This window comes from Micromonospora sonneratiae, from assembly GCF_042679305.1.
Lineage (GTDB): Bacteria > Actinomycetota > Actinomycetes > Mycobacteriales > Micromonosporaceae > Micromonospora_H > Micromonospora_H sonneratiae.
On the sequence record NZ_JBHTMP010000028.1, the window covers coordinates 85,313 to 94,431 of the forward strand.

General features: G+C 68.1%; 6 protein-coding genes. 5 read left to right on the plus strand and 1 reads right to left on the minus strand.

The window, feature by feature from the left end; all coding sequences use genetic code 11:
* The first annotated feature begins 9 nt into the window (after positions 1–9).
* The 4 genes from ACFQ4H_RS19060 to ACFQ4H_RS19075 all read left to right on the plus strand — a co-directional run bounded on the left by ACFQ4H_RS19060 (position 10) and on the right by ACFQ4H_RS19075 (position 7,422).
* A complete protein-coding gene (locus tag ACFQ4H_RS19060; RefSeq protein WP_377572341.1) occupies positions 10–675 on the plus strand; it encodes a class I SAM-dependent methyltransferase in 666 nt (221 codons plus the stop codon).
* A 147-nt stretch (positions 676–822) separates the two neighbouring features.
* Positions 823–4,107 (plus strand): type 2 lanthipeptide synthetase LanM family protein, encoded by a 3,285-nt coding sequence (locus ACFQ4H_RS19065; protein WP_377572342.1) that lies wholly within the window; start codon positions 823–825, stop codon positions 4,105–4,107.
* A gap of 32 nt (positions 4,108–4,139) precedes the next feature.
* Positions 4,140–4,352, plus strand: coding sequence for a hypothetical protein (locus ACFQ4H_RS19070; RefSeq protein WP_377572343.1), 213 nt, complete (start codon positions 4,140–4,142; stop codon positions 4,350–4,352).
* 94 nt (positions 4,353–4,446) lie between these two features.
* A complete protein-coding gene (locus ACFQ4H_RS19075) occupies positions 4,447–7,422 on the plus strand; it encodes a helix-turn-helix transcriptional regulator (protein WP_377572344.1) in 2,976 nt (991 codons plus the stop codon).
* Here the strand turns inward: ACFQ4H_RS19075 and ACFQ4H_RS19080 are convergent.
* Positions 7,417–7,908, minus strand: a complete 492-nt coding sequence (locus tag ACFQ4H_RS19080; RefSeq protein ID WP_377572345.1) for a hypothetical protein — start codon at positions 7,906–7,908, stop codon at positions 7,417–7,419. The two genes, ACFQ4H_RS19075 and ACFQ4H_RS19080, sit on opposite strands and share 6 nt — an antisense overlap.
* Before the next feature lie 324 nt (positions 7,909–8,232).
* On the opposite strand from ACFQ4H_RS19080, the gene ACFQ4H_RS19085 reads away from it, so the two are divergent.
* Positions 8,233–8,973: a DUF6518 family protein gene (locus tag ACFQ4H_RS19085; protein WP_377572346.1), complete on the plus strand. Its 741-nt coding sequence runs from the start codon at positions 8,233–8,235 to the stop codon at positions 8,971–8,973.
* Positions 8,974–9,119 lie beyond the last annotated feature (146 nt).

Sequence of the window (9,119 nt, forward strand, 5' to 3'; positions counted from 1 at the left end):
GAGGCACGCATGGCGCGCATGGCGGCATATGACCGAATCGCTGACTGGTACGAGAACGAGTTCCTCGCCCAGCAGGGTGACAGCGATCCGATAGGTGTCAGGCGGGCGCTGGGCAGCCTGTTGGGCTCGGGCGACGGCGTCTGCCTGGAGATCGGCTGCGGCACGGGCGCGTACGCGGGGCAGGTTCGTGAGCTGGGCTGGACCCCGGTCGGCATGGACCTCTCGGCCGGCATGCTGCGACATGCCAGGGGTCGCCTGCCCACCGTACGGGCCGATGTCAGTCAACTCCCGGCACGTACAAGCTCCATCTCCACCGCCATCGCCGTAATGGTCCACACCGACATTCCGGACTATCCGCTGGTGCTGGGCGAGGTTGCCAGGGTGCTGCGGCCCGGCGGGGTGTTCGTCCACGTCGGTGTTCATCCCTGCTTCTGTGGTGGATTCGCCGACCGGACCGACCGCGACGCCGTCGTGCTCCGCCCCGGCTACCTGGACAGCCACTGGACCTACGAGTCCTGGACCGACCAGGGAGTACGTGCCAAGGTCGGTGGCATGCACCGCCCCCTGCCCGAGTTGCTGCACGCCTTCCTCGACGCCGGCCTGACCTTCGAACGGTTCACCGAAGGCGGCTCACCAACGCCAACCGTGTTCGCTGTCCGAATGCGCAAACCCTAGCGATCCCCCACCGTCCCGCCGACAACGGTCGGGTCCGCGACAACAAGAGCAGGCATCCCCGGCCTGACCTGGGCGTCGAAGAGCGGCACAAAATATGGGGGACGTTCCCCCATGCCGCCGATTCCGGCCGCCACAACCCTGTAGACCATGAGCAACACATGGGTGGCCACGCCCCTTGGCGGGGCGAACGCCCCGGCCGAAGGGAGCCACTGGTGGGCGCTCGGCCTACCCCTTGCGGAGCGGCTTCCTACCCCCGGACGGATCGCGCCGGACGATCCCGGCTCGACGCGGGCCCAGGCACGGCTACACGACTGGTACCGGGCGCACGACCTCGGCGCCAGTGGACAGTTCGACGCCAGGCTGGCGAACCTTGCCCTGACCGAGGACGATCTGCTGACGCTGCTGGCCGAAGCCCCACCGGCGCTGGCCGAACGCGTCGGCTCCCCACCGGCCTGGGCCCGGTTCACCGCGCAGGTCATCGCCGCCGCGTACGAGCCGAGCGGGGGACAACCCGGACGGGAAACCGGTGAGTCGGACCGGGACGGCGAATCGCCGACGGCCGGCAACGATGCCTGGACAGCCGGTTTCGCGCAGATTCTCCGGCCGTACCTGGACGTGTCCGTCGAACGGTTGACGCGACGGAGTAGCGAGATCACGGCCGGCACCACGGACGGGTTCGACATCGTTGCCATCGGTGCCGAGTTCCGGCAGACGTTGAGCAGCCGCCTCGTCCGGGTAGCCGCGCGGACCCTCGTACGGGAATTGAACACCGCGAGGTCACGCGGACAGTTGGCCGGCTCCTCGCCGGAGGAACGCTTCCTCGACTTCATCCGTCAGTTCCGGCAGCCGGCCACGCTGCACGCGTTCCTGGCCTGGTATCCGGTCCTGGCCCGGCTGCTTGCCCAGACCTGCGAGTACGCCATCGACGCCGCCGTCGAGCTACTCCGCCGGTTCTGTGTCGACCGGGCCGCCATCGTGGCCACGTTCTTCGCCGGACGGGACCCCGGACGACTGGTCGCCCTGCACCTCGGTGCCGGTGACCGGCACCAGCGGGGACGGACCGTTGCCCTGCTCCGGTTCACCACCGGGGTACGGCTGGTCTACAAGCCACGTCCGTTGACCGTGCACCGACACTTCAACGAGGTGCTGCGCTGGCTCGACGGCCACCATCCGGGCCTGGCACCGAGGGCACTGACCGTCCTCGACCGGACGGACTACGGCTGGACGGAGTTCACCAGTCCGCAGCCGTGTGCCGACCGGTCCGAGGTCGAACGGTTCTACCGGCGGCAGGGTGCCCTGCTGGCCGTGCTCTACGCCCTGGACGGTTCGGACGTCCACTACGAAAACCTCATCGCCTGCGGCGACCAACCGGTGCTGGTCGACGTCGAGACCCTCTTCCATCCGTCGCTGCATGCCAGCACCGGCTTCGCGTCCGATCCGGCCGCCACGGCCCTGACCGGATCCGTGTACCGCTCCGCCCTGCTACCGCAACTACTGCTCGGTGACGAACACGCGTTGGACATTTCCGGGCTCGGCGGGGACCGGGATGCGCCGCTGCCCACCCCCGTGGTCGACTGGCATGCGCCCGGTACCGACGAGATGCGGCTGGTCCGGCGGGGCGGCCGTTTCGCCGGGGCGGACAACCGACCCCGACTCGACGGTGTCGACGTCGATCCCACCGAGTTCACCGAACAACTGCTGGCCGGGTTCCGCGACGGCTACGACGTCATCGTCCGTAACCGCCACGACCTGATCGACCCGGACGGGTTGCTCCACCGTTTCGCGGACGACGAGGTGCGTGTCGTGGCCCGGGCGACCCGCGTGTACGTACGGCTGCTCGACGAGTCGACCCATCCGGACGTGCTGCGCGACGCGCTCGACCGGGACCGTCTGCTCGACGTGCTGTGGGCCGGTTCGGCCGGGGACCCGGCGCGACTCCGCCTGGTACGCAGCGAACTGGCGGAACTGTGGCACGGGGACGTACCGATTTTCACGGCCCGGCCCGGTCACCGCCACCTGTGGGCGGGCACCGGTGACGAGATCACCGACGTCCTCGACGCTTCCCCACTGGACCAGGTGATCGCAAAGATCCGCAGCATGGGCGACGTCGACCGCTACGACCAGGAATGGATCATCCGGACCAGCCTGGCCACGCGGCGTCCACACAGCGGGCACGAGACCGGAAGCCCGGTGCCTCGGCCGTTCGCCGCCACCACACCGGATCCCGGCCGGTTGCTGGCTGCGGCCCGAGGCGTCGCTGATCAGATCATCGCGCGGGGCTATACCGACGACAGCCGGATCAACTGGCTCGGCCTGGAACTACTCGACGATCGACAGTGGATGGTCATGCCCCTGGGGGCAGGACTGGCCAGCGGCTACAGCGGTGTTGCACTGTTCCTGGCGCAACTGGCCGCCCTTACCGGGGACAAACGGTACGCATCAGTGGCCCGGCGAGCGCTGTCCCCCCTGCCCCATCTGATCGAGTACTTCACGGAGACCCCCGAACTGGCCCGGGCCGTCGGCAGCGGCGGCTTCGCCGGCTTCGGCGGAATCGCGTACGCCCTGGCGCAGGTTTCCGTCCTGCTCGACGACCGACACCTCGCCGACCTGGTCGAACCGACGGTACGGCTGGCGGCCGAACTGGTTACGACCGACCAGGAGTACGGCGTGCACGACGGGCTGGCCGGCTGCCTGGCGGCCATGCTGGCGGTGCACCAGTACGCCGGACTCGAATCGGCGAAGAACACGGCTGCCCACTGCGCGAGCCGGCTGCTGGCCCGTCAGCGGCCCCACGACGACCCGGCCGCCAGCCGGGCTGCCACCCCAGCGGCCAGCGGTTTCGCCTCTGGTCTGGCCGGTATCGCCTGGGCACTGCTGCGCTTCGCCAGGGTCACGGGCGACGTCCGGGCCGCCGAGCGTGGCCGGGAAGACTTCCGCGCAGCCGTCGGACCGGACCAGCTCGACGGTCATTCCTGGTGCCAGGGCCAACCCGGAATGGGTCTCGCGTTGATCGACGCGACCGGACCGACGGGCGAACCATGGACGGGACCGACGGGCGAACCGTGGGCTGTCCAAGCGGACGAGCCATGGGCCGACAGGTTCGTCGAGCGGACCATCGAAGCCGTCGTCACCAGCGGTCCGCTACCGAACCACAGTCTCTGCCACGGGGAACTCGGTCGGCTGGAACTGCTGTGCGTGGCTGCACGCAACGGCCGGGTGGCCAGGACGGCGCACCTCCGGCACGCCAGCATGCTGCTCTCGGCGATCGAACAGTCCGGCCCCCGTTGCGGCACGCCGGAGAACGCGTTGACGCCCGGCCTGCTCAACGGGATGGCCGGGATCGGGCACGGACTGCTCCGGCTCGGCTTTCCTGACCAGATTCCGTCCGCGCTGCTGCTTCAGCCGCCGGACCAACAACCGCGGATGCCCTGACCGGCTCCGCCCAACCAGATGGAGGATGCAACATGCCCAGCAACATGCCGCTTTCCATGCAGGGCGCGAAGATCGACAGCGCCTTCGCCGACTGCCCGATCGGGGAGATCCAGCTCGGTACCCCACCCGCCATGGGACAGCGCGCCCGTGCCCTGGCCGGGCTCATGCCGAGCGGCTCGGCCGCGATGTTCATGCAGGCAGCGGGCCAGACCGATACCGGCACCTCGCACAGCGGCCCGGCCTGACCAGATGATTGGGTGCTAGTGCGGCCCCGGCCCACTGGCACCCTGTCCGTTTTATGACGGACCAGTCGACGCATGCCCGGTAGCGTGTCGGCCCATGCGGGTGCTGTCTCCAACCCTGGTGGGGCGTGACACCGAACTACGTTTGTTGGAGGGGCACCTGGCCGACACCCGTCGGCTGCGTGGGGGCACGGTTTTCGTCGTCGGTGAGCCGGGAATCGGCAAGACCCGGCTCGTCGGCGAGTGCGTGTCCCAGGCGTTCCTGGCGGGCGTCCCGGTCCTACGTGGACGGGCCAGCCCCACCAACGCTCTCATGCCGTTCCGGCCCATCACCGAGGCGCTCTTCTCGCTGTTCCGTACCGACGGGCCACAGCACGATCCCAAGCTTGCGCCGTACCGTCCGGCCCTGGCCCGCCTCGTACCCGAGTGGCGAACCGGCAACCCGGACAGCGGAGAATCCCTCGTCGTCGTCGCCGAGGCGGTGCTGCGGCTGCTCAGCGCCACCGGTCGCGACCGGGGCTGCCTGATCGTCCTCGACGATCTGCATGACGCCGACGCGGAGACGCTGGCCGTCGTCGAGTACCTGGTCGACAACCTCGTCGGGCAACCGGTCCTGTTGGTGGCCAGTCTCCGTCCGGACGCCGGGCCGGCGACCGACCTCGCCCGGCTCACCCAGCAGCGGCGGGTGGCCACGGTCCTCGACCTGAAGCCGCTCGACCCGCAACAGGTCCACCAGCTCGCCGCCTCCTGTCTGGGGGTCAGACCACCGGACCTACCTGATCCGGTCCTCCGCCGCCTGCTGCGCGACGGGGACGGCAACCCGCTCGTCATCGAGGAACTGCTCCGCGCCGCGCTCGACAGCGGAGCGTTGAGTTGCACCGCCGATGGATGCCGCCTCGTTCGTGAACTGGGTGACGAGGTGCCGACCTCACTGGTACGCAACGTCGCACAGCGCGCCGACCGGCTCGGTGCCGACGGTCGGGATCTGCTCAACATCTCTGCCGTACTGGGTCGCCGGTTCAGCATCTCCGCCGTACAGGAGATCAGTGGGTTGGACGACCGCTCCCTGCTGGCGCACCTCGCCGCAGCGACGGCCGCGCAGCTGATCGGACCGGACGGTGCCGAACCCGACTGGTACAGCTTCCGCCACGCCCTGACCGCAGACGCACTACTGGCCTCGTTGCTTCCGGCGACCGTCGTCGCCATCGCCCGGCGGGCAGTCAACGTGCTGACCGCTCGGCGGCCGGGCCTACCCGGCGAGTGGTGCCAGCTCACGGCGAGGCTCTGCCTGATGGCCGGGGATGGCACCGGTGCCGCCGTACACTTCGCCGAAGCGGGGCGGCGGGCGCTGGCCGACGGGGCGACCGCGTCGGCGATTACCCTGCTCGACCAGTCAAACCAGCTGCTGTCCACGGCCGTCGACATCGACGTCGACGTTCGCGCCGAGGTACTCGAATCCCTGGTGTACGCGCTGACCGAGGCCGGGCAACTCGACCGGGCGTTCGAGCTGGCCGGGACACTCATCCCCACCCGCCGGCCGGGCCAGCAGCAACGGGCCGCGCTGCACACCCGGCTGGCCTGGGGGGCGGTCATCGCCGGCCGATGGGGAGATGCCGCTGACCAGGTGGCCGCCGCCCGGGCACTACTCGGTCCCGACGCCGGCCCGGAGGACACCGTCTCGGTGGATGTGGTCGAGGCCCACCTCGTGATCGAGGGCCAGGTGAAGTCCCAGGACGATGGCCCCCAACGCGCCGCCCACGCGGAGGAGATCGCCCTCCGCGCGGTACGGGTCGCCGAGACGTTGCCCGCACCCGTGGCCGCCTGCCAGTCCTGGCAGCTTCTCGCGATGTTGGCACGGCACCGCAGCTTCGACGAGGCGGAGACGTACCTCAACCGGATGCTGGCGGTGGCGGAGCGGCATGCGCTGCCGATCTGGCGGGTCCACGCCGTGCTCCGGCTCGGTGTGAACCGGGCGATGCGTACCGGCGACATCCACGGGCTCGAACAGGCGCTACATGACGCGCAGGCGATCGGTGCCATCGCGCTCGCGTACACCGCGGAGAGCAGCCTCGCCCTGGAGGCACTGCTGCGGGCCGAGTACGCGACCGCCGACGAGATCAGTGCCCGATGCACCGAGGCGACCGCCCGCCTCCGCTACGTGGACGACCACCAGTACAACCTCCTCATCCGCGCCATGCTGGCCGCTCACCAGGGGGATCGCCCTGGAATGGAGGCACAGCTGGCGGAGTTCCGGGCGTGGGACGGTGAGCAGTCCCTCCACATGCCCCTGCTGTACGGGCTCTGCCGCGCCTTCCAGGCACTGCTGGAGGAGAACCCGGCCCTGGCCCGGGCCGAGCTGGGGCATGCCCGGGCCTGGGAGGAACGCAATCCCAGCGTCTACTACCTGGCCGGTCGCTACGGTCTCGGCCTGCTGCTCGAAGTGCTGCACGGGCAGGCCGACCAACGCGACTACGAACGGGTCAGGGCATCTCCGGGTGCCGGTCTCCGCTGGAACCAGCAGTTCCTGCTGTTCGCCGAGGCGGTCCTGCTCGGCCGGGCCGGGCGGCGGGCGGAGGCGGCTGCCGCAGTCGTCCGTGCCCAGCAGGTCTCGGCCTGTTATCCCCGAACCCATCACCTCGGCCTGCGGCTGGTGGCGGAGGCGGCGCTGGCCGACGGGTGGGGCGACCCCGTCCCATGGCTTCGGGCCGCGGAGGAGTACTTCCACCTCGCGGGCCTGCGCACGGTGACCGGGGCCTGTCGCGCGTTGCTCCGTCGTGCCGGAGCGAAGACACCGCAACGACGCAGCGGACGTAGTCAGCTCCCGGCCGCGCTGATCAGCAAGGGTCTGACCGTACGGGAGTACGAGGTCCTGATCCTGCTGGCCGATCGGCACGGGAACAAGGAGATCGCCCAGCAGTTGTTCATCTCTCCCCGGACCGTGGAGAAGCACGTCGCCAGCCTGATGGCCAAGATCGGCTGCGATGATCGGGCGGGCCTGCGTGAGTACGCGACCAACCTGCTGCGGGTCGCAGACCCGCCGGTGGTTGGCCGGTCGCCCTTGGCCGGGTCATGAGCCGACGCAGCCCGGCAGGTGGGGAATGACCCTGGCGGGGACGATGTCCGTGCAGACGGCGTCGGTTCCGAGGTTCAGCGCCTTCCAGGTCCTGCTTCCCGGGTCGTACCGGTAGACAATCGCCGCCGGGTCCGCCTCATTCACGTTCACCACCGTGTACGCGGTCGCATAGCCCTGGTAGCAGACCACGTCCTTCACACTAGTGACGCTCCTGGGAATGGCGGCAGCCAGCTTCTTGTCCGCCCTGAGTGCCGCGAACAGCGTGTCCGCGTCGACCGGACAGCCATCGGCGGCTGCCGCAGAGGTGCTCGTGGGTACGGCGGCCGGAGCGGAGGCAGTGGACGGTGTCACGACCGGTGCCGATGGGGTCTGGGCTGCATCGTCCGCAGTCTCCTGGTCCCCACAGCCGGCCATGGCAATCGCCATTCCGACGAGCCCGGCAACATGTCCAAGAATTCTGGGCCGTGGAGTTGCGTCGACACTCATGGATCGCACGATACCGCCGCCCGGCTGAGCTGAGCGTCCTGGCTGCGGCTCAGTCGCTCCGAGACGCCGACGACGAAGGATACCGTTTCGCCGTGCGCCTACGTCGGACACCGAGCAGCGGATGCTGTCACGCGATCAGCGTCGAGCTGTCATCGCGTTGGTGCCGTCAGCCGCGATGATCGAAATCCGCGTGTTGGCAGCAAGGCCGACAGCTCGAAGCATCCAGACGGGCACCTTGCCGAGATCAGACTCATCGCGGACGTCTGCCACAACCTGCCCGGCGCTGACCGGCCTCGACAGCCACGAACGAACGGTGGACCTGAATTGCCCAGTAGAATTGATGTAGCAAAGGTCAATCTTCGACACCGACGGCAAACAGCAGTCGAGACGTCATACTTGACCACCGTAGGCATTGGCGTTGGCGCGCTCGCCTTCACTGCCGATTGGCTATCAGACCCGGTTTCAAGGCTGCTAACCCCGCTGGTTAGCTCTGGTTTTGCATGGAGCTGCACGGCATTGGTATGCGGACTGACCGCACATACACTCCCATCGGCCTTGAGGCGCGGAGTTGGCGTGCCGGTTCTTGCCACCTTGGCGTATTACGGTCTGATCTTGTTTGCGAGTCGCCGCTGGCATCATGGAGGTGAGACGGACGGATCGCCACTACTCCCCTATGGCCTTCCATCCGTCGCCAAAGCAACTACAATGTGGCTGATAGGCTCTATATTTGCAGGTATCATCATGGGCTTCTTGGCGCATAAGATAAGGCGTGGGGCCATCCGAACAAGAACCATCGCGACAGGCGTTTCATCTGGCCTACTTGCTTCAGACGGCGCCCATTCACTACTCCACGTCGCCTTCTTCTGGATTGGCCCGATCGACTCCTTTATTATAGGCAAAGTACAATCAGCACTAATCCAAGTCAGCCTAGCCATATCGACGTCAATCATAATTTTCCGCATTTTCAAACTACAGTTCACGTGGCCAGCCTTCGCATCGACCGCAACCATGTCAACAGCAACTAGCATTTGCCTATGGCACGTCGTTTCTCTTTTCGAGTATTAAAAATGCCACATCGGCTTTAGCGGTTCTAGTGTCGCGTAATTGAGATCTCTTACCTGTTGGGAGTGTGGTCAGGGAGCCTGCCGCGGAGGCTGTCGAGCTGCCCCGCCTGTGCGCCCGTTGCGGCGTCGACCCAAGCGGACACCTCC